Below are 25,938 nucleotides of genomic sequence, written 5' to 3'. Positions count from 1 at the left end.
CGTTTTGCACTGGCACTGGCCGTGGGGGCCGCACTGGTCCTCACCACCGGGCTCCCAGCTTCAGCCCAGACCGACCCATATGGCGGCGGCGGCGGCGGGACCACGACCACCACCACGACCCCCGTCCCGGGGGGCGAGCCGGAACAGCCCCGCACCGTCGCCAACGTCTCCGATGACGACGTCGCCCCTGGCGACCCCGTCACGGTGACGGTCCCCCCGGTGTTCGCACCCGGCACCGAGGTCTCCATCAACCTGGCTCGAGCCCAGCAGGACGCCGGCGGCGTCGAGCTCGGCTCCCCTGACGCCAACGCCGACGGCTCCGTCAGCGACACCGTGACCATCCCGGCCACCGAGGACGGCGTCTACTTCCTCTACGTCACCGGCGTCGACACGGACGGCAACCCGGTCGTGGCCATCGTGGCCATCGTCGTCCGCAACGGCGTCGCCTCCGCCTCGGCCGTGGAGGGCGAGTCCTTCGCCGCCACCGCCGCAGCAGCCGCACCCGTGCCCGCTGCCGTTGCCGACGTGCAGTCGAACGTGACCCCGGCCAGCGAAGCTGCCGTGGTCGAAGCCGTGACCCAGAGCGGCGCAGGCCTGGTCCTGTCCCCCGAGAGCACGCTCAACGTCCGCACGCCGGAAGGCGTGCAGGCGGCCAGCGCCCTGCCCACCACGGGCAGCAACGACATCTCCGCCCAGGTCACCATCGGTGCAGCGCTGCTGTTCGCCGGTACCGGCCTGGTCCTGCTCCGTCGCCGTGGGGGGTTCGCAAAGTGAACATCCGTCGCACCTTCGTCTCTGCCCTCGCGGTCGGCGTCGTCTCCGTCGCCACCGCCGGGGCCGCCCTCGCCACCACCGACGTGGAGGCCACCCGGATCGCCGGCACTGACCGGTACCAGACCAGCCAGTTCATCGCCGGCGCCACGTTCGAAGGCCAGGACGTCACCGTCGCCGTCGTGGCCAGCGGCGAGTCCTACCCCGACGCCCTCGCCGCCAGCTACCTCGCCGGCGCGCTGGACGGTCCGGTGGTCCTCACCGCCAAGGACGACCTCAGCCAGGCCGCCTTCGACTCCCTCACCGACCTCGACGTGAGCGGCGTCATCGTCGTCGGTGGCACCGCCGCCGTCAGCGATGCCGTCGGCCAGCAGATCGCCGGGATGGGCATCGAGGTCGACCGGGTCGCCGGCACCGATCGCTTCGCGACCGCCCGGGCCATCGCCGACGCCGTCCCTGCCGATCAGATCGGCTCCCTCGACGGCGACATCGGCCGCACGGCCCTGCTGGCCTCCGGCCAGGGCTTCGCCGACGCCCTCAGCGGCGGCCCCCTCGCCTACGCCTCGGCGTTCCCGATGCTGCTCACCCCCAGCAACACGCTGTCGGACCAGGCCGCAGCCTCCATCCAGGAGCTGGGCATCGAGCAGGTCATCATCCTCGGTGGCCCCGCCGCCGTCTCCTCCACCGTGCGAGCGGAGGTCACCGCCCTCGGCGTGGACGTGCGCCGCATCGCCGGCAACGACCGCACGGCCACGGCCGTGGCCATCGCCGACCTGGCCGTCGACGAGCTGAGCTTCTCGGTGACCCACGCCAACCTGGCTCGGGGCGACGACTTCGCCGATGCGCTGTCTGGCAGCGCCAACGCCGGCGAGGAGCTCGCGCCGATCCTGCTCACGCTCACCCCGGACCAGCTCGGGACGCCCACCGGCGACTACTTCGCCGACAAGGCCGAGACGCTGAGCACGATCCACGTGTACGGCGGCCCCGCCGCCGTCACCGACTCGACGGTCAACGCCGCCGAGGTCCAAGCGGGCCGCACCCCGTAGTCAGACGCCGTCAGAGCCGCTCGGCGCTCCTGGGATCTCCCAGGGTGCACCGGGCGGCTCTTTCGCGTCCTGGGGTCGTCGGTGCACCCTCTGGAACTGGCAGTCGTCCTCGAACTGGCAGTCGTGGTGTCGCACTCACCGGCGCGGCGCGCCGAACCGCCCTCAGGTGTCGGTGCCCGGCCGCCGCTCGACCTCGGACTCGGGGTCGCCCTCGTAGCCGGGCGGGTAGGTGCGGGCCAGCTCCTCGGCCGTGGGGTTCCGCTTCTTGCGGGACTCCTTGGGCAGCAGCTCGCTGATGGCAGCCATGATCCGCTTGGTGTCGGGGTCGGGCGAGCGGTACTTCAGGTCGACCGGCTCCCCCACCCGCACGGTGACGAGGGGCGGGTTGGTGACGTTCAGGATGTTCGGCAGGCGGGACGAGCGGGGCCAGACCTGCTCGGTGCCCCACATGCCCACCGGGATCACCGGCGCCTTGGTCATGGCGGCCAGCTTGGCGGCACCCCAGCGGCCCTTCAGCTCCGGGTCGAAGAACGCCGGACCGCGGGGGATGGTGCCCTGGGGCATGAGGGCGATGAGCTCACCGGCCTCCACCGCCTCTGCGGCGGCGCGCAGGGGCTCGTCGGAGCCGGAGCCCCGCTCGACCCGGATGCCGCCCATGGCGGTGGCGAGCTGGCCCACGATGGGCGCATCGAACACCTCCTTCTTGCCGAGGAAGCGCACGGGACGGCCCGTCTTCGAGATCGTCAGCGCCATGGCCAGGGTGTCGAAGTACGAGCGGTGGTTGGCGACGACGATGCAGCCACCCTCGGCCGGGATGTTCTCGGTGCCGGCGATGTCGAAGCGGGCGTAGGGCACCAGCTCGGGGCGGGCGAAGGGCAGCAGCGCCTCGGCCGGCTCGATCATGCCGAGCAGCTTGGGCACGCCCTCGGGCTTGTCGAGGTAGCGGATGGGCCACCGGCGCAGCGTGGCGAGGGCGAACATGCGCGGGTCAGGGTTCACGACCCTGGGGTGCGCGACCGCCGACAGCAGCGGGATGTCGTAGAAGCTGTCGGAGTAGGCCCACGACTCCCCGAGGTCGACCCCGTTGGCCTCGGCCCACTCCTCGCAGGCCGAGAGCTTGCCCGGACCCCACACGAAGTGGCCGTTGATCGTGCCGTCGTAGTGGCCGTCGCTGTCGGTGCCGTAGCGGGTGGCGATGACGTCGTCGAGGCCGAGCTGGTCGGCGAAGGGCTTCACCAGGTCGTAGGGCGAGGTGGTGGCGAGCACGACCGGCCGACCTTCCTCGCGGTGCTTCTCGATGATCGGTGCGGCGTAGGCGCCCACCATCGGCACGAGCAGCTCGGCGGCCAGCTCGCCGGCGTGCTGGACGTCGGTTCGCTTCTGGCCCTTGCTGAACCGGGCGCCCTGGCGGGCGAGCAGCATGGCGGGCCGGTTCTCGCCGACGGCGTTGAACAGCCGGTACAGCAGGTTCTCGCCCGGGATCACCCGTTCGCTGATGACGCCGGCGGCTCGCAGCGCGCCCGTGAGGATCGGACCGCTCGCGCCGCGGAGCAGGGTGCGGTCGAGGTCGAAGAAGGCAGCGGGCGTCGACATCGGATCGGACGGTACCCGGTGCGGCCGCCGACGTGTCCGGCGCTCCCCCGTTCTGGCAGTCGCGTCGTCACGCCTCGTCGCCCCGACGACGTGCGCGTCAGCGGGGCGGCAGGTGGACGAGGACGTCGGTGTGCCGGGCCAGGGTGTCGAAGTCGGAGTCGGCGTGCAGGATCGGGGCGCCATGTCGGGCGGCGACCGCACCGATCAAGCAATCGATCAGCTTCCGGACGGTCTCGCCCCGACGGCGACACGAGCGGTACAGCGCGGCGGCGACCTCGTAGTCGACAGGCTCGGTCGGGACCACCGTGGCTCGGGCGAGCAGGCCGCGCAGGCTGCGTAGGTGGGCCTCATCGCGAGCGCCGGCCAGCAGCTCCATCCTGATCGCATCACAGACGGCGACGTCCTGAGCCAGGAGCCGGTCGACCTCCTCGCAGACCGGGCTGCCGGTGTTCCGGAGGAACTCCACCCATGCGGAGGTGTCGATGAGGATCATCCTGCTCGGCCGGCGCGCATCTCCTCGAGATCACCCTCCCACCCGGCGCCTCGGAGGCTCCTTGCCTCCTCGAGGTCGAGGGCTTCACCGGCGACCAACCTGAGTGCGAGGTTCACGGCCTCCCGCTTCGTCCGCACGTGGAACCGCTCCATCACGGCAGCGCAGGCGTCTTCGTCGATGTCGATGTTGGTGCGAGCCATACACCAATGATACACCTCGTCGCCCCGAGCCGGATTGCTCGGGGCGACGTGTGGCTCATCGCGACTCGCAGGTCTCCTCGAAGTGGTCCTGGATCTCGTCCAGCGCGTCGCGGGCGGCGTCGAGCACGTCCTCGTTCTCGTCCTCCACCGCCTCGATGCCGTCCCGGTCGCCGCCCTCCACGCCCGCGTCGTCGAAGGCCGTCTGCATCGTCTCGACCGAGTCGGACAGGGTGGAGACCTCGCTCTGCAGCTCGTCGGGCACGACGTCGGCCAGCGCCTCGACGCCGGAACCGTCGTCGCCGGGCACGGTCAGGCCGGCCGCGGTCTGACCGAGCGCGGTGATCGCCTGGGCGCAGTCGCCGAGCTCGATGCCGAGGTCCTCCGGGCTGGCCGCCTCGTCGCTGTCGTCGTCGCTGGGGTCGTCGACGTCGCCATCGCCGCCCAACGGACCGTCGGCGTCGCTCTGGATGACCGTGCCGCCGTCGCTGGAGGCATCGTCGTCGCCGCAGGCGGCTGCGGTGCCGGCCAGGGCCAGTGCCAGGACCAAGGCGAGCGCGCGCCGAATCCAGGGGTTCTTCGGGTGGGGCTGCATTGCCAGTTCCTCTCGAATGAATCCGGGATGCGTCCCACCCCTGCTCGGCGACCGTACCTCGGGGCTCGGGCAGCCGCTGCCCACCCGGCTCGCACGCTCCGGCATGGAGCGACCACGACACGTGCGAAGCACGACACCCGACACGCCGGCGACGCCCGATGCGCCGACGACGCCCGATGCGCCCGCCGGAGCTGACCTCGGGTCCGGCCGCGCCGGATGGGCGCGGCCGGACGGCGAGGAGCGTGAAGGAAACCGGACATTCCGGCACTTTTCGGTTGCAACTCGAACTGGTGTTCGCTACTCTGGTCGACATGGCAACGGGTCCGGCGACCGCAGCGGAGGTGTCCGAGGCACTCTCGGTCGTGCTCGACGTGTGCGCCCGGTTGGATCCGGCCGCGGTGCCGATGCACCAGGTCGTCGAGGTCTTCGACACCTTCGCCGCCCTGGAGCGCACTGCGGGTGGTGCGGTGCTGCGCATGGCGGCCCGCTACGAGGAAGCCGGGGCGTGGAAGGGCAACGGGGCCAAGTCCCCGGAGGAGGACATCGCCCGCAAGACCGGCACCGGCACCACCCGGGCCCGGCGCAAGCTGTCCACCTCCAAGCGACTCAAGTCCCAGCCCAAGACCGACGACGCCATCCGCCGCGGCAAGGTGTCGCCCGACCAGGCCGACGAGGTCTCCGAGGGCGCCGGAGCATCTCCGGCCGCGGAGGACGACCTGCTCGACACCGCCCAGCGCCGACCCCTGCACGACCTGCGCCGCAAGGTGGCCGAGGAACGCGCCAGGGCCGACAAGGACCGCGACGAACGTCGTCGGCGCCTCCACCGCCAGCGGGGCATGCGCCGCTGGGACGACGCCGACGGCATGGGCAACCTGCTGCTCCGGCTACCAGGTGAATCGATGAACGAGATCGATGCCCGCCTGAAGCCCCTCATCGATCGAGCCTTCGCCGACGCCCGCCACGCCGGACGGAACGAACCGGTCGAGGCCTACACGGCGGATGTGGTCCGCGACCTGCTCCTGGGCTCGGCCGGTGGCGGCACCTCGCCAGGCACGGGCAGCGGGCAGGCCGTGCGCCCGGAGAAGAAGGTCATCGCCCTGATCGACGTCGAGGCCCTCAACCGGGGTCGCGTCGAAGGCGACGAGACCTGCGAGATCGCAGGCGTCGGCCCCGTCTCCGTCGCCGCCATCCGACGCCTGCTCTCCGACGCGTTCCTCACCGTCGTGTTCCGCAAGGGCACCGACGTCGCCCACGTCACCCACCTGGGCCGGCAGGTCACCGCCACCCAGCGCACCGCCCTCGAAGCCCGAGGTTGCCGGTGCGAGCGCTGCGGCAGCCGCCACCTGCTCGACATCGACCACAACGAGGGCTGGACCCTCACCAAGGACACCAAGGTCGAGGACCTCTCGTGGCAGTGCTGGCACTGCCACGACCTCAAGACCCGCCACGACCTCAAGTTCGCCGGGCCACCGGGCAGCCGCTGGCTGGTCGACCGCAAGACCGGCCAACCCTGGCGTGGTCCGACGGGCACCGGACCACCGGACGACCAGCGGGCGGCCCGCCGTCCGCCGTCCTCGGGCGACCCGCCCGAGGCCAGTCCACCAGCGGCCACCGTGGCTCAGGGCGACCTGTTCGACGACGACTTCACCACCGCCCGCTGAGGCATTCGCCGGCGCATCCGGAGACCATTGCGGTCCCGGGTGCGCTGCTGCGCGCCCACGCGGCGATGCGGGGGGCAGGAATGCCGGGAACTTCGGAGGAAAACTGAGGGGAGCCGGCCCAAGGGGGGGACGGACCGGCTCCACACCTCAATTTTGGTGCATCCGACGGATGGGGGGACATCCTTGGTGTCGGGCACGCTGTGCTCGGAGCGGTCGGGGGGACGATCCGCTCCGGCGTTGTGAAGATCAGTGTGCCGATCGCACAAGCATCTGTCCAACAGTTCTCCCAGATACCTACCATCCAGTAGACAGATGGGCATGGATCTGCGCCAGCTGACCGCCCTGCTCGCCGTCGCCGAGCACGGATCCTTCTCCGCCGCGGCGCGGGCGATCCACACGGTGCAGTCCAACGTGTCCACCCACGTGGCCCGGCTCGAGAAGGAGCTCGGCGTGCAGCTGGTCGACCGCTCCTCCGGCGGCCTCACCGAGGAGGGCGAGGCCGCGGTGGCCCGGGCCCGGCGCATCCGCAGTGAGCTCGAGGCCCTGCAGAGCGACGTCGCCGCCCTGCGGGCCGAGGTCGTCGGCCACGTCCGGATCGGCATGATCGGCTCCATCGCCCGCTGGCTCGCGCCGAGCCTGCTGGCCGGCATGCAGGAGCGCCACCCCGGGGTGGACCTCGTGATCGTCGACGCCACCACCACCTCGCTCCTCCCCCAGCTGCTGGAGGGCTCCCTCGACCTGGCCGTGGTCAACCTGCCGGTGGCCGACCCCGAGATCGGCGCCGAGCCCCTGTTCGCCGAGGAGCGGATCCTGGTCGTACCGGGCGGCCACGACCTCACCTTCGACCCGCAGGACGAGACGGCGGTGGCCCACGAGGCGTCCTTCGCCCGGCTCGCCGAGCACCGCCTCGTCCTCGAACCGAAGGGCACCGCCTTCCGCGACGAGCTGGACCGGGTCGCGGCCGAGGCCGGCGTGGAGCTGCGCCCGCTCGCCGAGGTCGACGGCATGATGCTCGTCGCGTCCCTGGCCTTCGGCGGCTTCGGCCCGGCCATCCTCCCGACGACGGCCACCCTCGAGGAACCACCCGGCGACTGGGTGCGCGTCCACGTGCCCGAGCTGCTCCACCGCGACGTCGGCCTCGCCCGGCGGCGCAGCGGGCGGCTGGCGGCACCGGCTCGCGCCCTGCGCGACCTGCTCCGCGAGCTGGTCGCAGCCGAAGCGCCCCGCCACCCGGGCGTCGATCTGCCGGAGCCCGTGTGACCACTGCTCCCACCGCGTAGTCTCCGACCCGACCACCGACCGACTGCGACACAAGGGGCACCCAGCGTGGGCGAGTCCATCACGATCACCGACAACCGCACGGGCGAGTCCGTCGAGATCCCGATCGAGTACGGCGGCATCAGCTCGGAGCCGTTCAAGAAGCTGCTCCCGGGGGTCTGGTTCGAGGATGAGGCCTTCACGGCCACCGCCGCCACCCGCAGCGCCATCACCGACATCGACGGCGACGCCGGCATCCTGCGCTACCGGGGCTACCCGATCGAGCAGCTGGCCGAGCACTCCACCTACCTGGAGGTCGCCTACCTGCTGATCTTCGGCGAGCTGCCCACCACCGAGCAGCTCGAGCAGTGGACGCACGACATCACGTACCACACCTACATCCACGAGAACATGCGCAAGCGGTTCCTCGAGGGCTTCCACTACGACGCCCACCCGATGGGGATGCTGGTCTCCTCGGTGGCCGCGCTGTCCACCTTCTACGAGAACGCCAAGGACATCTTCGACGAGGAGGTCCGCTACAAGCAGATCACCCGCCTCATCGCCAAGATGCCCACGCTGGCCGCCGCCGCCTACCGCTTCAGCGTCGGCATGCCCTTCGTCTACCCGGACAACAGCCTGAGCTTCTCGGCCAACTTCCTGTCCACCATGTGGAAGGTCGCCGAGCCCCGCTACGACGCCAACCCGGCGCTGGCCAAGGCCCTCGACGTGCTGTTCATCCTCCACGCCGACCACGAGCAGAACTGCGGCACCACCGCCATGCGGGTCGTGGGCTCGAGCCACGCCGACCCGTACTCGGCCACCGCCGCGGCCGCCGCCGCCCTCTACGGACCCCGCCACGGCGGCGCCAACGAGGCCGTCATCAAGATGCTCACCGAGATCGGCAGCCCCGACAACGTGCCCGCCTTCGTGGAGTCGGTGAAGCAGGGCAAGGGCCGCCTCCAGGGCTTCGGCCACCGGGTGTACAAGAACTACGACCCCCGGGCCCAGATCATCAAGCAGACCGCGGACGAGGTCTTCGAGGTCACGGGCAAGAACCCGCTGCTCGACATCGCGCTGAAGCTGGAGGAGGTCGCGCTCTCCGACGACTACTTCATCAGCCGCAAGCTCTACCCGAACGTCGACTTCTACTCCGGCCTCATCTACCAGGCGATGGGCTTCCCGACGGAGATGTTCACCGTGCTGTTCGCCATCCCCCGCACGGCCGGCTGGCTGGCGCACTGGCAGGAGCTCATCGAGCAGGACCAGCGCATCGCCCGCCCCCGCCAGCTCTACACCGGCGCCGGCGAGCGCCCGTACGTGCCGATCAGCGAGCGCTGAGCGTGCGCGCGGTCACGATCCGCGACAAGGCGATCCACTGGGCCGAGGCCCCCGACCCGGTGCCGGGTACGGGCGAGGTGCTCGTGCGCGTGCGGGCCGCGGGCATCAACGCCGCCGATCGGCTCCAGGTGATGGGCTTCTACCCCGCCCCGCCCGGCAGCCCGGCCGACATCCCCGGCCTCGAGCTGGCCGGTGAGGTGGTCGGGCTCGGCCCCGGCGCCACCGCCTTCGCCGAGGGCGACCGGGTCATGGCCGTCGTCGGTGGCGGTGGCATGGCCGAGCTGGCCGTGGTCCACGAGCGCCACCTCCTGCCCGTGCCCGAGTCGCTGTCGTGGGAGCAGGCCGGCGGCTTCGCCGAGACCTTCACCACCGCGCACGACGCCCTGTTCTCCCAGGTCGGCCTCTCCATGGGCGAACGGGTCTGCATCCATGGCGCCGCCGGCGGCGTCGGCACCGCCGCGGTCCAGCTGGCTGCGGCCGCCGGCGCGCAGGTCACCGCCACCGTCCGCAACCCCGAGCACCACGACACCGTGGCGTCGCTCGGGGCGCAGCGCGTCGTGCTGCCGGAGGACTTCGTCGACGCCGGCCCCTACGACGTGATCCTCGAGCTGGTCGGCGCCCCGAACTGGCCGGGCAACATCACCGCGCTGGCGACCTGGGGCCGGATCATGGTGATCGGCGTCGGCGCCGGCCCGAAGACCGAGCTCTCCCTGGTCGACCTGATGCAGAAGCGGGGCACGATCCGGGCCTCGACCCTGCGGTCCCGCCCGCTGGAGGAGAAGGCCGACGCGGCCCAGGCGATGATCCGCCACGTGCTGCCCCACGTCGAGACCGGCGCGCTCACGGTGCCCGTGGAGGCGACGTTCCCGATGGCCGACGCCGAGGCGGCCTTCGACCGCTTCGCCGAGGGCGGCAAGCTCGGCAAGATCGTGCTGCTGGCCTCGTGACCGCGGCCGACGCGACCCGGGCCCGCAAGTGCTGGCGGACCCTCGAGCCGTACCACGGGTTCATCTACTTCGCCCCCGAGGCGACCGAGGAGTACGCCGCCCTCGGCGTCAAGGGCCGCACCGGCTACTTCCTGTCCCGGTCGGCGGCGATGGGTCGGGTGTCGGCCGCCACGGTCGTCGCCACCTTCTACAACTTCAACCCGTCGCTGGTGCTCCACGCCATGGACGGGGTCCCCGAGGGCATCGACGTCCCCGACGTGCTCGCCGCCCGCCACCGGGCCGTCGACCGCGTGCTGCGAGATCGGCTCGGCGATGCCGTCACCTCATCCGAGATGACCCGCGCCGCCGACCTGGCCGAGCAGGCCACCGCCGGGCTGCTGGAGCGCTGCGTCGGTCGACCCCTCGCCGCCGCCCACGCGGCCCTGCCCGTCCCCGAGGACGACCACCTGCGCGTGTGGTGGGCGATCACCGCGCTGCGGGAGTACCGGGGCGACGGCCACCTGGTCGCGCTGGTCGATGCAGAGCTCTCCGGGCTCGAGGCCCTCGTCGTGCACGCGGCCTCCGGCGATGTCGGCGCCGACGTGCTGAAGGCCACCCGGGCGTGGCCCGACACCGAGTGGGCGCTTGCGGTCGACGGGCTGGTCGCTCGGGGGCTGCTCGACGCCGACGGGTCGTTCACCGACGCCGGGCGGGACCTGCGCCAGCAGATCGAGGACCGCACCGACCGCCTGGCTGCACCGGCGTGGTCGCATCTGACCGACGACGAGGGCGCCGAGCTGCGCGAGCTCGTCCGGCCGTGGTCCAGAGCGGTGTTCGCCGGGATGTCCGCCGGCTGAGACATCCCGGGCTCCGGCGCCACACCATTGGAGCGCCAGAGCCCGGTGATCGTGATGTCCTTGCTTCCGGAATCCGTAACCAGCCGTGCCGCCCGTCACCCCAGGATCTTTGCCGCATTCCGGGCATCCGATCGACTGAAACTGGCAGTGCTGCTGTCACACCGCCGGCCACCGCGTGACGTGGGAACTGCCACTTCGTTCAGGGGGTGCCGCGGAGGAACCGGCGTCGGCCGGGAGCCTCGGGGCGGGCGACCAGCTCGTCGAGCAGGGCCCGGTACCAGGCGGTGACGTCGTCGCAGTCGGTGATCAAGCGGGCGGCCGCCGCCTGCGCGCCGGCCTTGGCCGCCGGTAGGTCGGCGAGCACCTCGCCGAGGGCGGCGTCGAAGCCGGCCCGGGTGTCGGGCGTGAAGCACCGGACCAGGCCGTAGTCGCGCTCCATCCGACCGAGGTAGCCGCGCACCGGCCCGACCCAGGACGACAGCCGCAGCGCCGGCGTGCCGAGCACGCCGGCCTCGGCGGCCATGGAGCCGGAGTCGCCGACGAAGAGGTCGGCGGCGGCGAGCACGTGGTGGATGCGCTCCGGCCCGAGTCGGTAGCGGAGCGGCTCGAGCTCGTCGGGCAGCGCCTCCTCGCTGGAGATGACCACGTGACCCCGCGCCTGCAGGCGCTCGACGAGCGCGGCGCGCTGGGCGGTGTCGAGGCCGACGGTGTGGGCGTCGTGGACGGCGTCGTTGGCCACGAAGCGGCCCACGAACAGGGGCTGGCCGTCCGGGACGCCGAGCTCGGCCCGCACACCGGGATCCGCCGTGAACCGGCCCGGATGCAGGTAGGCGAGCTCCTTGGGCCCCCGGTAGCGGCGGTGGCGGGGGCCGTAGTCCTCGTCCAGCCAGTTCGGCGACGTGATCACGTGGGCCAGCGGGGCACCGAGCTGGAAGTGCACGCCGGCGGCCCGCCCGTCGACGCTGTCGTACACGGTCCAGGCGCCGACGAGGCGCCCGGCGTGGACGCCGGCGGGATTGCGGGTGAGCACGACGTCGGGTCGGAAGCGGCGGGCCCAGCGGGTGAGGGCGACGTCCCGCGTGACGAGCTCGGCGGCCCGGGCCAGGGTCGACTTGGCGCCGGCGTGGCCGGTCCACTCATGCGGCATCCCGAAGGCGCCGAGCAGGTCGAGGGTGACCTCCTTGTCCCGGGCGACGACCAGCGTCTCGTGGCCCTCGTCGCGGAGCAGGTCGTGGAGGTGGCGGTAGAAGTGCACGTGGGCCGGGTGCACGATGTCGAACAGCACCCGCATCAGCGCGACCCCGGGTAGCCGTACCGGCCTCGGAGCGGCGCGGTGAGCGCGCCGACGAGGCGCTGGCTGCGCGAGGCGGACCCGCCCGACCACTCCTGGTCGGCCCGGATCTCGATGTCGCCCCGATCCAGCCGGCGGGGGTTGCCGCCCACGAGGTGGGCCTCGCCCAGCCGCACCGTGCGGTCGTCGACGAAGGCGCGGTCGGCGTCGCCGATGCCGAGCCACTCCCCCAGCGACCGCAGCGTCCCTCGCGGGTCGGCGGCGAGGTCCTCGTAGCGGATCCGACGGAACCGCTCGGCGGGGACGGGTCGCCGGCCGAGCTCGGCCGCGGCGTTGCGGGCGCCCCAGGACAGCGAGGTGTGCAGCGCCCCGAAGCGGGGCAGCTCGGGCTGGCCGTCGCCGCCCTTGCGCCGCTGGTAGCTGTGCGCCACGGCCCGCGGATCGCGCACCAGGTGCAGCACCCAGGCCTCGAACCCAGGCACCACGTCGAAGGCGCCGGGCGGCAGCGGCCACTTCGAGGAGTCGACCAGCACCTCGGCGTCCAGGCGCTCGGCCAGCGAGGCGTAGAGGCGGCCCATCACCTCGCCGAGGGCGCGGTCGTCATCGCCCGGTCCGCGGGCGAGCAGCCGGGGCACGTGTGACCACGACAGCACCCGGTCCTGGAGGGCGTCGACCTCGGCCAGCGCGTCGGCGGACGTGGAGCCGATGGCGTCGACGACGGCACCGGACCACACCGGGCAGTCGGCGACCAGCTCACCGCACGCGCACCGGTAGCCCGGGGTGAAGCCGCGGGACCACAGGAGGCGCAGCTCGCCCAGCGAGGCGACCCCAGGGACCGTGCCGAGGAGGTCGTCCAGCAGGGTCGACCCGCTCCGGCCCTTCCCGACGACGTAGACGATGCGGCGACTCACGGCGGCGCAGAACCTACCTGTAGCGTCCCCGAGCATGGACTTCTCGTGGTCGCCGGAGCTGCTCGCCCTCGCCGACGAGGCCCATGAGGTGGGCCGCAAGGCCACCGAGGGCCGCTGGTTCAAGGAGGACTCCTGGATCGCCCAGCCCGATGACGCGTTCGCCAAGGAGCTGGCGGCGCGGGGTTGGATCGGCATGACGTGGCCGACGGAGTTCGGCGGTGGCGGCCGCTCGGCCCTCGAGCGCTTCGTCGTCTACGAGGCCCTCATCGCCGAGGGCGCGCCGATCGCCAGCTCGTGGTTCGCCGACCGCCAGATGGGCCCGACCCTGCTGCAGTTCGGCACGCCGGAGCAGCGGGAGCGCTGGCTGCCGGGCATCATCGCCGCCGAGTCGATGTGGTGCATCGGCATGTCCGAGCCCGACGCCGGCTCCGACGTCGCCTCCCTGCGCACCAACGCCGTGCGCGACGGCGACGAGTGGGTGGTCAACGGCCAGAAGATCTGGAACTCCGGCGGCGCCCAGGCCGACTGGTGCTACCTCATCGCCCGCACCGACCCCGACGCCCCCAAGCACAAGGGCCTGTCGGAGTTCATCGTCGACATGACCTCGCCCGGCATCACCGTGAAGCCCATCCGGGACATGACCGACGACGACCACTTCTGCGAGATCTACTTCGACGACGTGCGCGTGCCGGCGGGGAACATGGTCGGCACCGAGAACAACTCCTTCAAGCAGGTCATGCGCCAGATGGAGCACGAGCGCGGCGGCATCGACCGGCTCGTGTCCAACAAGCGCCTGTACGAGGACTGCCTCGACTTCCTCCGGGCCCACGGCGGCCTCGAGGATCCGAACCTGCGCCAGGAGATCGCCGAGATCGAGTCGATGTACCGCATCGGACGCCTGCTCGTGCTGCGCGAGACGCTCCAGCAGGCACCGCAGGGCTTCTCGGCCGCGACCAAGACCATCGGCACCGAGTTCGAGGTGAAGGTCGCGAACTTCTGCGGACGGGTCCTGGGCCCCCACGCCACCCTCGCCGACGAGGGCCTGCGCCGCCGGGTCGCCCGCAACATCTGCTACGCCCCGGGCTACATCATCATGGGCGGCACCGTGGAGATCCTGCGCAACATCCTCGGCGAGCGCGTCTTGGGGCTGCCGAGGTAGCCCGTCACAGGCGGCGGACGAGGGGGACGTCGTCGGCGGCGACGTCGGCGAGCGTGGCCCGCACCTCGATGACGTCGGCGCCGTCGGCGCGGACGATGACCGGGTCGCATGTGAGCTCGGTGACCTCCGGTGCGGCGTCGACGATGGCGCACAGGCGGCGCACGAGCTCGGTCACGTGGCGGCGGCTGTCGTCGTCGAGCACCTCGTGCAGACCGGACTCGGTGATGAGCTCGTCCGCGCCCTGGTCGGTGAGGGGCAGCACCCGACGGGGTGAGGGGGCGAAGCGACCCGCGCCGCCGCCCGGGCCCAGGCGCACGACCGGACCGACGACGGGGTGGGTGGCGATGCTGATGCGGACGTCGACGCCCGACTCGACCATCTCCTGCACCACCATCGGCCACGCATCGTCGCCCATGCCCTCGACGATGGCGGCGGCGGCGGCCAGCACGTCATCGTGGTCGTGCAGGTCGAGCGCCACTCCCCGGCGCTGGGTGGTGGCGCCCACGTCGTGGGCCTCGGCCTTCAGGGCCACGCGGCCGCTGACCTCCAGGCCCTCGAGGTCGTCCGGGCTGCGCACGACCGTGACCGGCACGACCTCGATGCCGCCGGCGCGCAGGAGCCCTCGGGCCGCGTCCGGCTCCAGCTCGATCCGCTCGTCGTCGGCGAGCAGGCGCTCGACCAGGGTCACGACCTCGTCCGACGTCGGACAGGCGAGCACCTCGCCGGACAGCTCGGCGGAGCGCCACACCCCGTAGCGCGCCACCCAACCGAGCGCGTAGGCCGCGTCGTCGGGGAAGGCGAACATCGGCACGCCGCCGTCGGTGACCGTGGTCCGTTGCCCGTAGATGCAGGACACGACGGTGCTGGCCGGGTGCTCGGCGACCGCCTGGTCGAGGGCGGCCGCGACCTCGCCGGGCTCGTCGGGGTCGTCGGGCGCGTGCACCACGAGGGCGACGTCGACCTCCGGGTCCACGAGCACCGCGTCGAGCACGGTCCGGTAGTCCGCGGGCGATGCGTCGAAGGCCAGGTCGACCGGGTTGGTGGTGCGACGACCGTGGAGGCGGACCTCGTCGATGGCGGCCAGCGTCTGCTCGGACAGCGTCACCATCCGCAGCCCGGCGTTGACGCAGGCGTCGGCGGCCATGGACGCGCTGCCGCCGCTGTTGCCGATGACCACGACGCCGTTGCCGGCCGGCACGGGCTGGTTCTCGGCCACGATCGCCGCGTTCAGCAGCGAGGTGACCGTGGGGACGCGGACCACCCCGGTCTGGCGGAGCAGGGCGTCGATGGTGGCGTCGTCCAGCCAGTCCTCGGCCTGCTCCTCGGCGATCAGGGCATCCATCACCGCGCCGGTGCGCACGGCGAAGACCGGCTTGCGGGCGGCGACCTGGCGGACGTTGCGGCCGAACCGGCGGGGGTTGCCGAAGGACTCGAGGTAGAGCAGCACGACATCGGTGCGGTCGTCGTCCAGCCAGTACAGGAGCATGTCGTTGCCCGACAGGTCGGCCTTGTTGCCCACCGCCACGAAGCTGGAGATGCCGAGGCCGGCGTCGCGGGCGTGGCCGAGGATCACCGCGCCGAGCGTGCCCGACTGGCTGAGCAGGCCGACCCGGCCCGGCTTGGGCACGATGCCGGCGAAGGTCGCCTGGAAGCGGATGTCGGGGTCGGTGTTGATGACGCCGAGGCAGTTGGGGCCGAGGATGCGCACGCCGAACCGCCGGGCCGTGGCCAGCAGCTCCTCCTGGCGGGCCTTGCCCTCCGGGCCGGTCTCGGCGAACCCGGCGGAGATCACGATGGCTGCTGCGACCCTGGCCCGGCCGCAGTCCTCGATGACCTGGTTCGCCTCGGCGGCCGGCACGCACACGACGGCGACGTCGATCTCGTCGGGCAGCTCGGTCACGCTGCGGAACGCCTTCACGCCGGCGACTGCGTCGGCCTCGGGGTGGACCGGGTACACCGGCCCGTGGAACGGCCCGCCCAGCAGGCTGCGCAGCACCCGGTGCCCGATGCTGCGCGGGTTCCGCCCGGCACCGACCACGGCCACGGCGCGGGGCTCGAGCAGGCGGACCACCGACTGGCGCTCCGCCCGGCGGGCCCGCTCGGCCATGGCCTGCGCCGCCTCCTCGCTCGGCTCGATGTCGAAGGTGACCTCGATGACGCCGTCGGAGAACGCGCTCGACGCGCCGTAGCCGGCGGCCTGGAACACCCGCACCATGCGCCGGTTCGACGGCAGCACGGTGGCCTCGAACCGGCTGATGCCGATCTCGCGGCCGTAGGCGGCCAGGTACTCGAGCAGCAGGGTGGCGATGCCCTTGCCGCCCATCTGATCGTCGGTGAAGAAGGCCACCTCGGCGATGGGGCGGTCCGGGTAGCGGTCGTAGCGGGCCACCCCGAGGATCTCGTCGTCGCGTGCGGCGACGAAGGCCATCCGGTCGATTCCGTCGACCGTCGTCAGGTGGCGGATGTCCTCGTCGGACAGGTTCGGCCGCGGGCTGAAGTAGCGGAAGTACACCGACTCGCGGGACTGGCGGCCGTGGAACGCCACCAGCGCGTCCCCGTCGGAGGGATCGATGGGGCGGATGTGCACCGTGGACCCGTCGGCCAGGACGACGTCTTGGCCCCATCGCTCGCGGTCGATCGTGCCGTGTGCCACGGGCCCAGCGTACGACGGCGCCCGGCGACGGCTGCGTCGACCCCGCCGGTAGCGTCGACGCGATGCGTCGCCGGTCGCTGCCGCTCCTGCTCGTCGTGGCCGTCCTCGCCGCAGCGTGCAGCGAGTCCGACCTGGTGCTGCGGGACGACCGTCTGGTCCGGCCCGAACCGGAGATCCCCGCCGGCGAGGTCCTCACCGACCCCGACGACGTCACGGAGCTGGCCCTCGAGGACCTGCGGACCTACTGGTCCCGGACCATGGTCGAGGTCTACGACATCGAGTTCCGCCCCCTCGCCGGGGGCTACGTCCCCTACGGCCCGCGCTCCCCCCTCCCGGCCTGCGGCCCGGACCCGGTGACCTACGACCAGATCGCCGAGAACGCGCTGTACTGCCCGGCCGAGGACCTCATCGCCTGGGACCGGGAGAACCTGATCCCCGCCCTGCAGGAGCGGTTCGGTTCCCTCACGGTCGGTCTGGTGATGGCCCACGAGTTCGCCCACGCCGTGCAGGCCCGCGCCGGCGTGCGCGGCGCCACCGTCACCCTCGAGCTCCAGGCCGACTGCTTCGCCGGCGCCTGGGTCGACGACGTGGACGACCGGATCCCGACGTTCCACACGGGCGCCGACGCCCTCGACTCCGCCGTCGGCGGGCTGCTCGAGCTGCGCGACTCCCTCGGCGTGCCCGGGTACGCCACCACCGCCCACGGCTCCGGGTTCGACCGGGTCAGCGCCTTCCAGCAGGGCTACGAGGAGGGCCCGGCCGCCTGCGCCACCTATGCCGACGAGCCGCCTGCCGTCGTCGCCATCCCCTTCGGCAGCCCCACCGACCAGGCCACCGGTGGGAACCTCCCCCTCGACGAGCTGCTCGAGCCGCTCGTGGCCGACCTCGAGTCGTTCTACGCCGCGCTGTTCGCCGAGCAGGACGAGGTCTGGGACCCGGTCGACGGCTTCGAGGTCATCGATCCCGCCGACGGGGCCCTCGCCTGCGGCGACGAGGAGATCTCCGGCGGCGAGCTGGAGCTGGCCGCCTTCTACTGCGTCGCCGACGACACCGCGTACATGGACGGCGAGGACCTGATCCCGGCGCTCGCCGAGATCGGCGACTTCGCGTTCGGCGGCGAGCTGGCCCGCATCTACGCCTTCGCCGCCCAGGACCAGCTCGGCATCGACCCGACCGACGAGGTCGTCGCCGGCCTGCACGCCGACTGCCTCACCGGCACCTTCGCCGCCGCGGAGTTCCGTCGAACGATCCCCGAGCAGCGCCTCGTGCTGTCACCCGGCGACCTCGACGAGATCATCATCGCCTTCCTCACCTTCGGCGGAGAGGCCGAGGCCAGCGCGTTCGAGCGCACCGCTGCGTTCCGCGCCGGGTTCGTCGATGGCGCCGACCCCTGCCGGGCCCTGGTGGACTGAGCGGGCCGCTCAGAAGCCGCGCTCGGCACGCGCGGCGCGGCTCTGGCGGACGATGACCGCCCCCGCCACGACGATGGCGCCCACCAGGCCGATGAACAGCGCGGTCTGGAGCGCGCCGCCGCGGTCGCCGGCGTCCTCGGGCTCGCTGCCGGAGTTCGGCTGGGGGATGATGTCACCGCCCTGGGGTGCCGTCGTCGTCACCTGCTCGTCGGCCTGGGCCGCGACCGGCACCGCGGTGCCGGCGAGCGCGCCGAGGGCGAGCACGCTGACGAGGGCGAGGGTGGCGAGGAGGCGGCGCACCACCCCATCGTCACCGACGGGGCACCGGGCGGGCCAGTCCGCTCCCGCCGCACCCCGGACGCGGCTCGGGCCGGCCAGCGGCCGGCCCGAAGACGTCTTCGATGCAGGGACCGGTCAGCGACCGGTCCGGCTCACTTCGCCAGCTTGGGTGCGGGCGACTCGCCGTTCACGACCTTCTTGAAGGTGGCGCCGAGGGTGACCTTGGGGATCTTCTTGGCCTTGGTCTTGATGCTCTCGCCCGTCTGGGGGTTGCGGGCGGTGCCGGCCTTGCGCTTGCCCTGGGAGAACTTCAGGAACCCGGTCCAGGAGATCTCCTCCTTGCCGGCCTTGGTCACCGCGAGCACGACCTCCTCGAAGCCCTTCAGCACGTCGCCGGCGGTCTTCTTGTCGACGCCTGCCTGCTTGGCGACCTGCTCGATGAGCTCGCTCTTGTTCATTTTTCCTCCTGGAAGGGGTGTGATGTCGGAGGCGCAGTCTGGCCAACGTCACCCGGCAGGGCGCGGATGCTCCTTGCGTGGCCTGGCGTTCAGCCCTCGCGACACCTCAACCGAAGGCGAGCTGCACCCCGAGGAACAGCGCGGCGAGGCTCGACAACCCGGCCACCGCGCCCCCGATGGCGAGCACCGCCCTGCTCGCCGACATCGCATGCGTCGCCGCCGACAGACCCGACAGCGCCACGACGACGAGCTTGACGAAGAAGGTCACCTGCCAGTCCGTGCCGCGGTCACCGAAGCTGACCTCGAACAGGTTCCACACCCCCGTCACCAGCAGCACGCCGTAGGCGGGCCAGGCGATGCGGTTGAACCGCCGGGCGATCGTGCGGGGGGCGTCCGGGCCGAGGGTGCGCAGGCCGGGCAGCAGGCCTGCGAGGGTCAGCTGGCCGCCCACCCAGATGGTCGCGGCCAGCACGTGGACGAAGATCCGGACGGTGTCGAGGGTGATCGGCAGCACGCCGGCGAGTCTGACGGACGGATGAAGACCTTCGACGGACGGGTCACGACCCCGCGCGGTCCGGCTGGCGGCTTCGCCGCCGTAACGCACTGTGCTTCTGGGTCGCCTCGCCTGCCGGCTCGGCTCCTCTGCCGGAACGACGCCGGCCGAGCACGGCGGCGACCAGCAGCACGAGCAGCACGCCGCCGACGAGCCAGGCGAGGAGCGGACGCACCGCGAGGTCGAGCCCGCTGTCGGGCTCGAACGTGAACGTGTGGGCGCTGACCTGCTCGTCGCCGTCGAGGGCGACGAAGGTGTAGTCCACCCGGTACTCGCCACCCACGGTCAGCGGGTCGAAGCGGGCGACGGCGACGTCGTCGGCGATCAGCTCGGCGGGGGCGAGGCCGTCCACGAGCTCGCCGTCGGGGCCGGTGACGGTGATCTCCGGGGTGGGCACGACCGGGTCCAGGAAGTCGAGCACGACGGAGTCCACCTCGCCGTCGACGGACTCACCGGGTCCGGGGACGGCCCGCTGGATCTGGGTGTGCGCCGCGGCGGGCGCGGCCACGGCGAGGACGGCGACGAGCAGCGCCAGGAGCAGCAGGGGTCGCCGGATGCGCACCTGCGCATCGTAGGAAGCGGCCCGCCTGGTTCCTAGTTGACCTGGCGCTCCTGGCCCTCCCAGTACGGCGCCCGCAGCTTGAACTTCTGGAGCTTGCCGGTCGCGGTGCGGGCCAGCTCGTCGCGGAAGTCGATGCTCTTCGGGCACTTGTAGTGGGCCAGCTTCGAGCGGCAGTGCTCGATGAGGGCGGCCTCGTCGGCGGTGGCCCCCGGCGCGAGCACGACCAGGGCCTTGACCATCTCGCCCCACTTCTCGTCGGGGACGCCGATCACCGCGACCTCGGCCACGTCCGGATGGGAGAACAGGCAGTCCTCGACCTCGATCGAGGACACGTTCTCGCCGCCGGAGATGATCACGTCCTTCTTGCGATCCGAGATGTGCAGGTAGTGGTCCTCGTCGAGGAACCCGCCGTCGCCGGTGTGGAACCACCCGCCCTCCAGGGCGGCGGCGCTCGCGTCGGGCTGCTCCCAGTAGCCCTCGAGCACCACGTTGGACCGGGCCAGCACCTCGCCCGACTCGCTGGTCGAGAGCTGCACGCCGATGGCCGGGGCGCCGGCACGGGACAGCTTCTGGGCGCGCTCGGTGGGATCGAGGTCGTCGTACTCGGCCCGACCGCGGTTGATCGTGAGCAGCGGCGAGGTCTCGGTGAGGCCGTAGATCTGCACGAACTCCCAACCGAGGTCGCGCTCGACCGCCTCGATCGTCGCGGTGGGCGGCGGGGCGCCGGCCATGACCCACCGGGTGGTGCCACGGCCCGGCACGTCGTCGCCGAGGGAGCTGGCGGCGTCGAGCACGATGGAGCCCACGGCGGGCGCCCCGCACAGCAGCGTCACGCCGTGGTCGTCGATGCGGCGGAGGATCTCCGCGCCGTCGATCTGGCGCAGCACGATGTGGCGGCCGCCCATCCCCGTGACCGCGTACACCATCCCCCAGCCGTTGCAGTGGAACATCGGCAGGGTGTGCAGGTACACGTCCCGGTCGCTGACCCCCATGTGCCAGCCGAACGTGGCGGCGTTCAGCCACAGGCTGCGGTGGGTGAGCTGCACGCCCTTGGGCCGCGCCGTGGTGCCGCTCGTGTAGTTGATGGTGGCGGTGGCGTCCTCGTCGGGCTCCCACGGGATGGGCTCGCCGACGGCCCGGAACAGCTGCTGGTCGGTGTCGGCGCCCAGCACCATCGTGTGCTCGGCCTCGACGCCGGCGAGGTCGTCGGCCAGCGCCGGATCGATCAGCAGCACCGATGCCCCGGAGTGCTCGACGATGTAGGCGATCTCCTCGCGGTTGAGGCGGAAGTTGATCGGCACGAGGACGCGGCCGTAGGCGCTCACCCCGAAGAACGCGGTGAGGAGGCGGGCCGAGTTGTGGCTGACGATGGCGACCCGCTCGCCGTGCTTCACCCCCATCTGGTCGAAGGCGACCGCCATCGAGCGGGCCCGGGCGGCCATCTCCCGGTAGGTGACCGAGCCCCACGACTGCGCCGGCTGGTCGGGTTCGTCCACGAACGCGATCCGGTCGCCGTAGACGAGCTCGGCACGGTCGATGTGGTCTCGGACGGTGAGCGGGACTCGCATGGCCTCTTCCCCCTGGACGGTGCGGAAGCCGGACCCTACGCGAGCGTGCTAGGAGGCGGCCGCCAGCGCCCGGTTCTTGGCGTCGACGAGACCGGGCGGGGTACCGAGCACGGCGCCGAGCGAGCGGACCGTGGCGCGGCAGGCGGCCCGCTCGGCCGTCGTCGGGCGGCTCACGCCCCACAGCTCGGTCGCCCACGGCGGCAGGCACGCCATCGCGCCACGGAACAGCACCGGCCACGCGGCTCGCACCGGCGCGGGCAGGGGTGGGTCCGCGAGGAAGCGCCACGCGTCGCGTGCCTGGCTCCCCACGGCCGTCATCGGGCGGTGCCGCTCGAGGTGGTCGTCGAGCTGCGCCCACGACCGGGGCGGTGTCGGGTCGCCCAGCTCGACGGCGATCCGAGCGACCTCTGCGACGTAGCGGTCGAGCTGGTCGGCGTCCATCGGATTGGCGCCGTAGCGGCGGTTGGCGGCCGCGAAGGTGCCGAACTCGGTGACGTGCACCCAGTCGAGCAGGTCGGGATCGTTGGCGGCGTACGGGCGTCCGTCGGGGGCCCGACCGACGACCCGGTCGTGGACGGCGCGGACGACGGCGCACGCCGCGGCCGCGTCGCTGGCGCTCCCGTAGGCGGTGGTGCCGACGAAGGCGGCCGTGCGGCGCAGGCGCCCGATGGGATCGCTCCCGAAGTCGGAGTGGTCGGCGACGCCGGCGATGGCGAGCGGGTGCAGAGACTGGAGGGCGAGGGCGGCGATGCCGGCGACGAACATCGAGGCGTCGGCGTGGACCTGCCACGTCACGCTGTCGGGCCCGAACCAGCCGGCGTCGCCGGGTGCGGCGGGCGCGACGTCGTCGGTGGCGTCCGGGTCCCGGAACATCGAGCGCAGACCGCTGCGCAGGACCTGGCGGGCGATTGGGGCGAGGAGCCGCCCGCCCGCACCGGCACCGGCACCGAGCACGAGCTCGGCGGCCGTGGGCCTCGGCGGGATCCAGGGCTCGTGCACCATGGGTCGACGGTAGCGACGCGCGAGGACGGCGAGGGATCGGGCAGAGTGTCGACCAGGACAACCCGATACGAGGAGGCGTCATGACCGGTTGGGTCGATGACATCGAGAAGGCCACGCTCGAGAACGACACGTTCCGCACCGTGCTGTTCACCGGCGCCCACCTGCAGATGACGGTGATGTGCATCCAGCCCGGTGAGGAGATCGGCGTCGAGAAGCACGACGACCTCGACCAGTTCATCCGCGTCGAGCAGGGCTCGGGTCAGGTGCAGATGGGATCGTCGAAGGACGACCTCTCCGAGGTCCGTGACATCGAGGACGACTGGGCCGCGATCATCCCCGGTGGCACCTGGCACAACGTGGTCAACACCGGCACCGAGCCGCTGCGCCTGTACTCGATCTACACGCCGCCGGAGCACCCCGAGGGCACCGTGCACCAGACCAAGGCGGAGGCCGACGCCGCCGAGCACGACCACTAGATCGGAGGCGCGGGCGATGGGCGAGCACACGTTCACGGAGCGGGCCGCCGCGCTCGGGCCCGAGCTGCGCGACCGCAGCGAGGAGATCGATGCGCTCCGCCGCCTGCCACCCGACCTCGTCGACGGTCTGGTCGAGGAGGGCTTCTTCCGGTTCTGGGTGCCCGGGGAGTACGGCGGGGCGGAGATCTCGCTGCTGGAGGGCCTCGAGACCTTCATGGAGCTCGCCCGGCACGACACGGCGGTGGCGTGGTGCTGCTTCATCGCCAACACCACCGCCCTCACCGCCGGGCTGCTCGAGCCCCGCTGGGCCGAGGAGCTGTTCCGGCCCGATGGCGCGATCGCCGGCGGCTTCGCGGCGCCGGTGGGACGGGCCCGCGTCGTCGACGGCGGCCTCCGGGTGACGGGGCGCTGGCAGTGGGGGTCGGGCACCCAGCACTGCACGATCATCGGGGGCGGGGTGCTGCTCGTCGACGACGACGGCCAGGTCACACCGCGCGAGGACGGCCTGCTGGCGCCGTTCGTGCTCCTGGATCGAGACGACGTCACGTTCCACGACACCTGGCACGTGCTCGGCGTGCGCGGCTCGGGTTCCACCGACTACGAGGTCACCGACGCGTTCGTCCCCGAGGGCCGCTGGGTGGAGCTCACCCGGGCGACCCCGCAGGTCGACGGTGCCCTCTACCGCTTCTCGCTGTTCTCGCTGCTCGCCGGGGGCATCGGGTGCACGGCCATCGGCGTCGCCGAGCGGGCGCTTGAGGAGTTCACGACCCTCGCCCTCGGCAAGGTGCCCCAGGGCTCGGGTCGCACCCTGTCCGAGCGGCCGAGCGCCCAGGCCGACGTGGCCAAGGCCGAGGCCACCATCGCCAGCGCCCGGCTGTACCTCCTGGACGCCTACGCGGAAGCCTGGGCCACGGCCGAGGCGGGCGACGAGCCCAGCATCGAGCAGCGCCGGCGGGTGCGGCTGGCCACCACCGACGCCACCCAGCGCTGCGCCGACGTCGTCAGCCGCCTGCACCGAGCCGCCGGTGGCGAGGCCGTCTACCAGCGCTGCGCGCTGGAGCGCCTGTTCCGCGACGCCAACGTCGTCTCCCAGCACGCCATGGCCGCCGAGCGGACCTACGAGATGGCCGGCCGGCTCGCCTTCGGACTCGACTCCGACACGTCCACACTCTGAATTGAGGCCGGGCACCCTCTGAGCCGAGGCCGGGCCGCTACAGGTAGCCGAGGTCGCGCGCCTCCCGGCTGAGCTGGTCGCGGAAGTCGGGGTGGGCGACCCGGATGAGGGCGGCGGCCCGCTCGCGCAGCGATCGTCCCCGGAGCTCGGCCACACCCCACTCGGTGACGACGTTGTCGATGGTGTTCTTCAGCGTGGTGACGACCGAGCCGGGCGGCAGCTGGGCCGAGATCCGGGACTTGCTGCCGTCGTTGGTCGTCGAGTGCAGCACGATGAAGCCCTGGCCGTTGCGCGAGTACTGCGCGCCGCGGGCGAAGTCGGTCTGGCCGCCGGAGCCGCTGTAGTACCGGCCCCCGATCGTCTCCGAGGCCGCCTGACCCAGGAAGTCGATCTCGGTGGTGGCGTTCACCGACACGAAGCAGTCGTCCTGGCCGATGACGCGGGGATCGTTCACCCAGTCCACCGGGAGCATGTCCACGATCGTGTTCTCGTCCATGAAGTCGTACAGGCCGCGCGTCCCGAGGGCGAAGGTGGCGACCAGCTTCGTGGGCCGCCGGCGCTTGCGGGTGCCGTTGAGCACGCCGGCCTCCACGAGGGGGATCACCCCGTCGCTGAGCAGCTCGGTGTGCAGGCCGAGGTCACGGTGGCCACCGAGGCGGCCGAGGATGGCGTTGGGGATGGACCCGATGCCGACCTGCACGGTGGCGCCGTCGGGGATGCGCTCGGCCACCTGGGCCGCGATGCGGTCGTCGAGGTCGTTGATCTCCGGTGGCGGCACCTCGATGAGCGGGCGGTCGACCTCGACCCAGCCCGCCACCTGCGAGACGTGCAGCTGGTTGCGCCCGAACGTGCGCGGCATCTGGGCGTTCGCCTCGAGGAAGAACGGCACCCGACCGATGAAGGAGGCCACGTAGTCCGCGTTGGTCCCCAGCGAGAAGCACCCGTGGCGGTCGATGGGCGACGCGGCGGCCAGCACGATCTTGGGTCCGGTCAGGCCCTCGAGCAGCTGGGGGACCTCGGAGAAGTGGCACGGCACGAGGTCGCAGCCACCCTCGTGGAACGCCTTCCTGGTCACGTGCGACAGGAAGTAGGCGCGGTAGTCGAGACGGCCGCGGTTCTCGCCGTGGAGGAACGGCCGGTCGTAGAGGCCGTGCATCTGGTGCACGGTCACGCGGTCGAGGCCGGCGGCGTGCTCCTGGAGCGCATCGAGGAGCGACACCGGCTCGCCGTTGGCCAACGGGACGATGACGTGGGTGCCGGGCTCGATGTGATCGAGGACGGCGGAGGCGGAGGCGGAGGCGGCAGCGCGGATCGTCATGGCCCCACCATGTTGACCGACGGCAGCGCGGTCGACCCGCGAAGGCAGCCGGGGTTCAGGCGTGGATCTGCACCGGGTGGTGCTCGATCTCCTCGATGTCGCTCGCGGCGGCGCCGAGCAGCTGGTGGGCCAGGCGGATCAGCGCACGGGCGGCAGCCACCTCCTCGCCGATGATCGGCACGTCTTGGTCTGTGGGGTTCCGACGGCTCCGACCCCACCCGTGATGGTGGTGGCCGGCGATGTCGAGCATGGCATCTGCTCGCGTCGTGCTGTCGTCCTCGGTGAACGTGATCTCGAGCCTCCACACCGGATGCGAGGTCATGGCTGCGGTCCTTCCCTACGTGGTTCCCGGAGGCGGGCTCCGACCCGCCAGGACCAGCGTGCGCCT

Annotated in this window: 26 protein-coding genes; 11 read left to right on the top strand and 15 right to left on the bottom strand. The window is 72.2% G+C overall.

Features of this window, described 5'->3' with window-relative positions; genetic code table 11:
• Nucleotides 1-21 precede the first annotated feature (21 nt).
• The gene (locus RGQ06_RS15270; RefSeq protein WP_432430436.1) at nt 22-774 is read left to right on the top strand and encodes an LPXTG cell wall anchor domain-containing protein; all 753 of its coding nucleotides are present in this window, start codon (nt 22-24) and stop codon (nt 772-774) included.
• Nucleotides 771-1,817, top strand: a complete 1,047-nt coding sequence (locus tag RGQ06_RS15265) for a cell wall-binding repeat-containing protein (protein ID WP_432430437.1) — start codon at nt 771-773, stop codon at nt 1,815-1,817. The genes RGQ06_RS15270 and RGQ06_RS15265 overlap by 4 nt, the downstream gene beginning before the upstream one ends.
• A 162-nt stretch (nt 1,818-1,979) precedes the next feature.
• Here RGQ06_RS15265 and RGQ06_RS15260 read toward each other — a convergent pair whose 3' ends face one another.
• The 4 genes from RGQ06_RS15260 to RGQ06_RS15245 form a co-directional block, all read right to left on the bottom strand.
• On the bottom strand, nt 1,980-3,410 hold the full coding sequence (locus RGQ06_RS15260) for an HAD-IB family hydrolase (RefSeq protein WP_432430438.1): 1,431 nt from the start codon (nt 3,408-3,410) through the stop codon (nt 1,980-1,982).
• A 97-nt stretch (nt 3,411-3,507) separates the two neighbouring features.
• Nucleotides 3,508-3,903, bottom strand: a complete 396-nt coding sequence (vapC, locus tag RGQ06_RS15255; protein WP_432430439.1) for a type II toxin-antitoxin system VapC family toxin — start codon at nt 3,901-3,903, stop codon at nt 3,508-3,510.
• Nucleotides 3,900-4,103 carry a type II toxin-antitoxin system VapB family antitoxin gene (locus RGQ06_RS15250; RefSeq protein WP_432430440.1) on the bottom strand — a complete coding sequence of 68 codons (204 nt, stop codon included), beginning with the start codon at nt 4,101-4,103 and terminating at the stop codon, nt 3,900-3,902. The genes vapC and RGQ06_RS15250 overlap by 4 nt, the downstream gene beginning before the upstream one ends.
• A 55-nt stretch (nt 4,104-4,158) precedes the next feature.
• Entirely contained in the window at nt 4,159-4,695 is a 537-nt protein-coding gene (locus RGQ06_RS15245) for a hypothetical protein (RefSeq protein ID WP_432430441.1), read from the bottom strand.
• 311 nt (nt 4,696-5,006) lie between these two features.
• Here RGQ06_RS15245 and RGQ06_RS15240 point away from each other — a divergent pair, with 311 nt between their 5' ends.
• The 5 genes from RGQ06_RS15240 to RGQ06_RS15220 all read left to right on the top strand — a co-directional run bounded on the left by RGQ06_RS15240 (nt 5,007) and on the right by RGQ06_RS15220 (nt 10,734).
• A complete protein-coding gene (locus tag RGQ06_RS15240) occupies nt 5,007-6,356 on the top strand; it encodes a DUF222 domain-containing protein (RefSeq protein ID WP_432430442.1) in 1,350 nt (449 codons plus the stop codon).
• A gap of 318 nt (nt 6,357-6,674) precedes the next feature.
• On the top strand, nt 6,675-7,616 hold the full coding sequence (locus tag RGQ06_RS15235; RefSeq protein ID WP_432430443.1) for a LysR family transcriptional regulator: 942 nt from the start codon (nt 6,675-6,677) through the stop codon (nt 7,614-7,616).
• Nucleotides 7,617-7,682: 66 nt separating this feature from the next.
• On the top strand, nt 7,683-8,951 hold the full coding sequence (locus tag RGQ06_RS15230; RefSeq protein ID WP_432430444.1) for a citrate synthase: 1,269 nt from the start codon (nt 7,683-7,685) through the stop codon (nt 8,949-8,951).
• A 2-nt stretch (nt 8,952-8,953) separates the two neighbouring features.
• Nucleotides 8,954-9,898, top strand: a complete 945-nt coding sequence (locus RGQ06_RS15225) for a zinc-binding dehydrogenase (RefSeq protein WP_432430445.1) — start codon at nt 8,954-8,956, stop codon at nt 9,896-9,898.
• Nucleotides 9,895-10,734 (top strand): SCO6745 family protein, encoded by an 840-nt coding sequence (locus RGQ06_RS15220; RefSeq protein WP_432430446.1) that lies wholly within the window; start codon nt 9,895-9,897, stop codon nt 10,732-10,734. The genes RGQ06_RS15225 and RGQ06_RS15220 overlap by 4 nt, the downstream gene beginning before the upstream one ends.
• Nucleotides 10,735-10,933: 199 nt before the next feature.
• Here the strand turns inward: RGQ06_RS15220 and RGQ06_RS15215 are convergent, their stop codons facing one another.
• Both RGQ06_RS15215 and RGQ06_RS15210 read right to left on the bottom strand, forming a co-directional pair.
• Nucleotides 10,934-12,025, bottom strand: a complete 1,092-nt coding sequence (locus RGQ06_RS15215; RefSeq protein WP_432430447.1) for a DUF354 domain-containing protein — start codon at nt 12,023-12,025, stop codon at nt 10,934-10,936.
• Nucleotides 12,025-12,936 (bottom strand): sulfotransferase family protein, encoded by a 912-nt coding sequence (locus RGQ06_RS15210; protein WP_432430448.1) that lies wholly within the window; start codon nt 12,934-12,936, stop codon nt 12,025-12,027. Before RGQ06_RS15210 ends, RGQ06_RS15215 begins: the two co-directional genes overlap by 1 nt.
• Before the next feature lie 34 nt (nt 12,937-12,970).
• On the opposite strand from RGQ06_RS15210, the gene RGQ06_RS15205 reads away from it, so the two are divergent.
• Nucleotides 12,971-14,095 (top strand): acyl-CoA dehydrogenase family protein, encoded by a 1,125-nt coding sequence (locus RGQ06_RS15205; protein ID WP_432430449.1) that lies wholly within the window; start codon nt 12,971-12,973, stop codon nt 14,093-14,095.
• 4 nt (nt 14,096-14,099) lie between these two features.
• Here the strand turns inward: RGQ06_RS15205 and RGQ06_RS15200 are convergent, their stop codons facing one another.
• Complete coding sequence (locus RGQ06_RS15200) at nt 14,100-16,748, bottom strand: GNAT family N-acetyltransferase (RefSeq protein WP_432430450.1); 2,649 nt, start codon at nt 16,746-16,748, stop codon at nt 14,100-14,102.
• 62 nt (nt 16,749-16,810) lie between these two features.
• On the opposite strand from RGQ06_RS15200, the gene RGQ06_RS15195 reads away from it, so the two are divergent.
• Nucleotides 16,811-18,160 (top strand): neutral zinc metallopeptidase, encoded by a 1,350-nt coding sequence (locus tag RGQ06_RS15195; RefSeq protein ID WP_432430451.1) that lies wholly within the window; start codon nt 16,811-16,813, stop codon nt 18,158-18,160.
• Nucleotides 18,161-18,169: 9 nt separating this feature from the next.
• Here the strand turns inward: RGQ06_RS15195 and RGQ06_RS15190 are convergent, their stop codons facing one another.
• The 6 genes from RGQ06_RS15190 to RGQ06_RS15165 all read right to left on the bottom strand — a co-directional run bounded on the left by RGQ06_RS15190 (nt 18,170) and on the right by RGQ06_RS15165 (nt 22,582).
• Nucleotides 18,170-18,460 carry a hypothetical protein gene (locus RGQ06_RS15190; protein ID WP_432430452.1) on the bottom strand — a complete coding sequence of 97 codons (291 nt, stop codon included), beginning with the start codon at nt 18,458-18,460 and terminating at the stop codon, nt 18,170-18,172.
• Between the two features lie 131 nt (nt 18,461-18,591).
• Nucleotides 18,592-18,897, bottom strand: a complete 306-nt coding sequence (locus RGQ06_RS15185) for an HU family DNA-binding protein (RefSeq protein WP_432430453.1) — start codon at nt 18,895-18,897, stop codon at nt 18,592-18,594.
• Between the two features lie 106 nt (nt 18,898-19,003).
• Nucleotides 19,004-19,411: a hypothetical protein gene (locus RGQ06_RS15180; RefSeq protein ID WP_432430454.1), complete on the bottom strand. Its 408-nt coding sequence runs from the start codon at nt 19,409-19,411 to the stop codon at nt 19,004-19,006.
• Between the two features lie 43 nt (nt 19,412-19,454).
• Entirely contained in the window at nt 19,455-20,012 is a 558-nt protein-coding gene (locus RGQ06_RS15175) for a copper resistance protein CopC (RefSeq protein ID WP_432430455.1), read from the bottom strand.
• 32 nt (nt 20,013-20,044) lie between these two features.
• A complete protein-coding gene (locus RGQ06_RS15170; protein WP_432430456.1) occupies nt 20,045-21,580 on the bottom strand; it encodes an AMP-binding protein in 1,536 nt (511 codons plus the stop codon).
• 48 nt (nt 21,581-21,628) lie between these two features.
• Nucleotides 21,629-22,582 (bottom strand): oxygenase MpaB family protein, encoded by a 954-nt coding sequence (locus tag RGQ06_RS15165; RefSeq protein ID WP_432430457.1) that lies wholly within the window; start codon nt 22,580-22,582, stop codon nt 21,629-21,631.
• A gap of 80 nt (nt 22,583-22,662) precedes the next feature.
• On the opposite strand from RGQ06_RS15165, the gene RGQ06_RS15160 reads away from it, so the two are divergent.
• Both RGQ06_RS15160 and RGQ06_RS15155 read left to right on the top strand, forming a co-directional pair.
• Entirely contained in the window at nt 22,663-23,058 is a 396-nt protein-coding gene (locus RGQ06_RS15160) for a cupin domain-containing protein (protein WP_432430458.1), read from the top strand.
• Nucleotides 23,059-23,074: 16 nt separating this feature from the next.
• On the top strand, nt 23,075-24,232 hold the full coding sequence (locus RGQ06_RS15155) for an acyl-CoA dehydrogenase family protein (RefSeq protein WP_432430459.1): 1,158 nt from the start codon (nt 23,075-23,077) through the stop codon (nt 24,230-24,232).
• Between the two features lie 37 nt (nt 24,233-24,269).
• On the opposite strand, the gene RGQ06_RS15150 is transcribed toward RGQ06_RS15155, so the two are convergent.
• Nucleotides 24,270-25,550 carry an acetyl-CoA hydrolase/transferase family protein gene (locus RGQ06_RS15150; RefSeq protein ID WP_432430460.1) on the bottom strand — a complete coding sequence of 427 codons (1,281 nt, stop codon included), beginning with the start codon at nt 25,548-25,550 and terminating at the stop codon, nt 24,270-24,272.
• A 55-nt stretch (nt 25,551-25,605) separates the two neighbouring features.
• Entirely contained in the window at nt 25,606-25,872 is a 267-nt protein-coding gene (locus RGQ06_RS15145) for a dsRBD fold-containing protein (RefSeq protein WP_432430461.1), read from the bottom strand.
• Nucleotides 25,873-25,938 lie beyond the last annotated feature (66 nt).

Origin of the sequence: Salinilacustrithrix flava, from assembly GCF_041228405.1 — a bacterium.
Classification (GTDB): Bacteria; Actinomycetota; Acidimicrobiia; order Acidimicrobiales; family Salinilacustritrichaceae; genus Salinilacustrithrix; species Salinilacustrithrix flava.
This window is presented reverse-complemented; position numbering and strand designations above follow the sequence as displayed.

Excerpts from the sequence above, each read along its gene's own strand:
- RGQ06_RS15215 (WP_432430447.1), bottom strand. The coding sequence starts at position 12,025 with ATGCGGGTGCTGTTCGACATCGTGCACCCGGCCCACGTGCACTTCTAC.
- RGQ06_RS15185 (WP_432430453.1), bottom strand. The coding sequence starts at position 18,897 with ATGAACAAGAGCGAGCTCATCGAGCAGGTCGCCAAGCAGGCAGGCGTC.
- RGQ06_RS15260 (WP_432430438.1), bottom strand. The coding sequence starts at position 3,410 with ATGTCGACGCCCGCTGCCTTCTTCGACCTCGACCGCACCCTGCTCCGC.
- RGQ06_RS15160 (WP_432430458.1), top strand. The coding sequence starts at position 22,663 with ATGACCGGTTGGGTCGATGACATCGAGAAGGCCACGCTCGAGAACGAC.
- RGQ06_RS15240 (WP_432430442.1), top strand. The coding sequence starts at position 5,007 with ATGGCAACGGGTCCGGCGACCGCAGCGGAGGTGTCCGAGGCACTCTCG.
- RGQ06_RS15150 (WP_432430460.1), bottom strand. The coding sequence starts at position 25,550 with ATGACGATCCGCGCTGCCGCCTCCGCCTCCGCCTCCGCCGTCCTCGAT.
- RGQ06_RS15195 (WP_432430451.1), top strand. The coding sequence starts at position 16,811 with ATGCGTCGCCGGTCGCTGCCGCTCCTGCTCGTCGTGGCCGTCCTCGCC.
- RGQ06_RS15155 (WP_432430459.1), top strand. The coding sequence starts at position 23,075 with ATGGGCGAGCACACGTTCACGGAGCGGGCCGCCGCGCTCGGGCCCGAG.
- RGQ06_RS15170 (WP_432430456.1), bottom strand. The coding sequence starts at position 21,580 with ATGCGAGTCCCGCTCACCGTCCGAGACCACATCGACCGTGCCGAGCTC.
- RGQ06_RS15145 (WP_432430461.1), bottom strand. The coding sequence starts at position 25,872 with ATGACCTCGCATCCGGTGTGGAGGCTCGAGATCACGTTCACCGAGGAC.
- RGQ06_RS15165 (WP_432430457.1), bottom strand. The coding sequence starts at position 22,582 with ATGGTGCACGAGCCCTGGATCCCGCCGAGGCCCACGGCCGCCGAGCTC.
- RGQ06_RS15245 (WP_432430441.1), bottom strand. The coding sequence starts at position 4,695 with ATGCAGCCCCACCCGAAGAACCCCTGGATTCGGCGCGCGCTCGCCTTG.
- RGQ06_RS15235 (WP_432430443.1), top strand. The coding sequence starts at position 6,675 with ATGGATCTGCGCCAGCTGACCGCCCTGCTCGCCGTCGCCGAGCACGGA.
- RGQ06_RS15205 (WP_432430449.1), top strand. The coding sequence starts at position 12,971 with ATGGACTTCTCGTGGTCGCCGGAGCTGCTCGCCCTCGCCGACGAGGCC.
- vapC (WP_432430439.1), bottom strand. The coding sequence starts at position 3,903 with ATGATCCTCATCGACACCTCCGCATGGGTGGAGTTCCTCCGGAACACC.
- RGQ06_RS15250 (WP_432430440.1), bottom strand. The coding sequence starts at position 4,103 with ATGGCTCGCACCAACATCGACATCGACGAAGACGCCTGCGCTGCCGTG.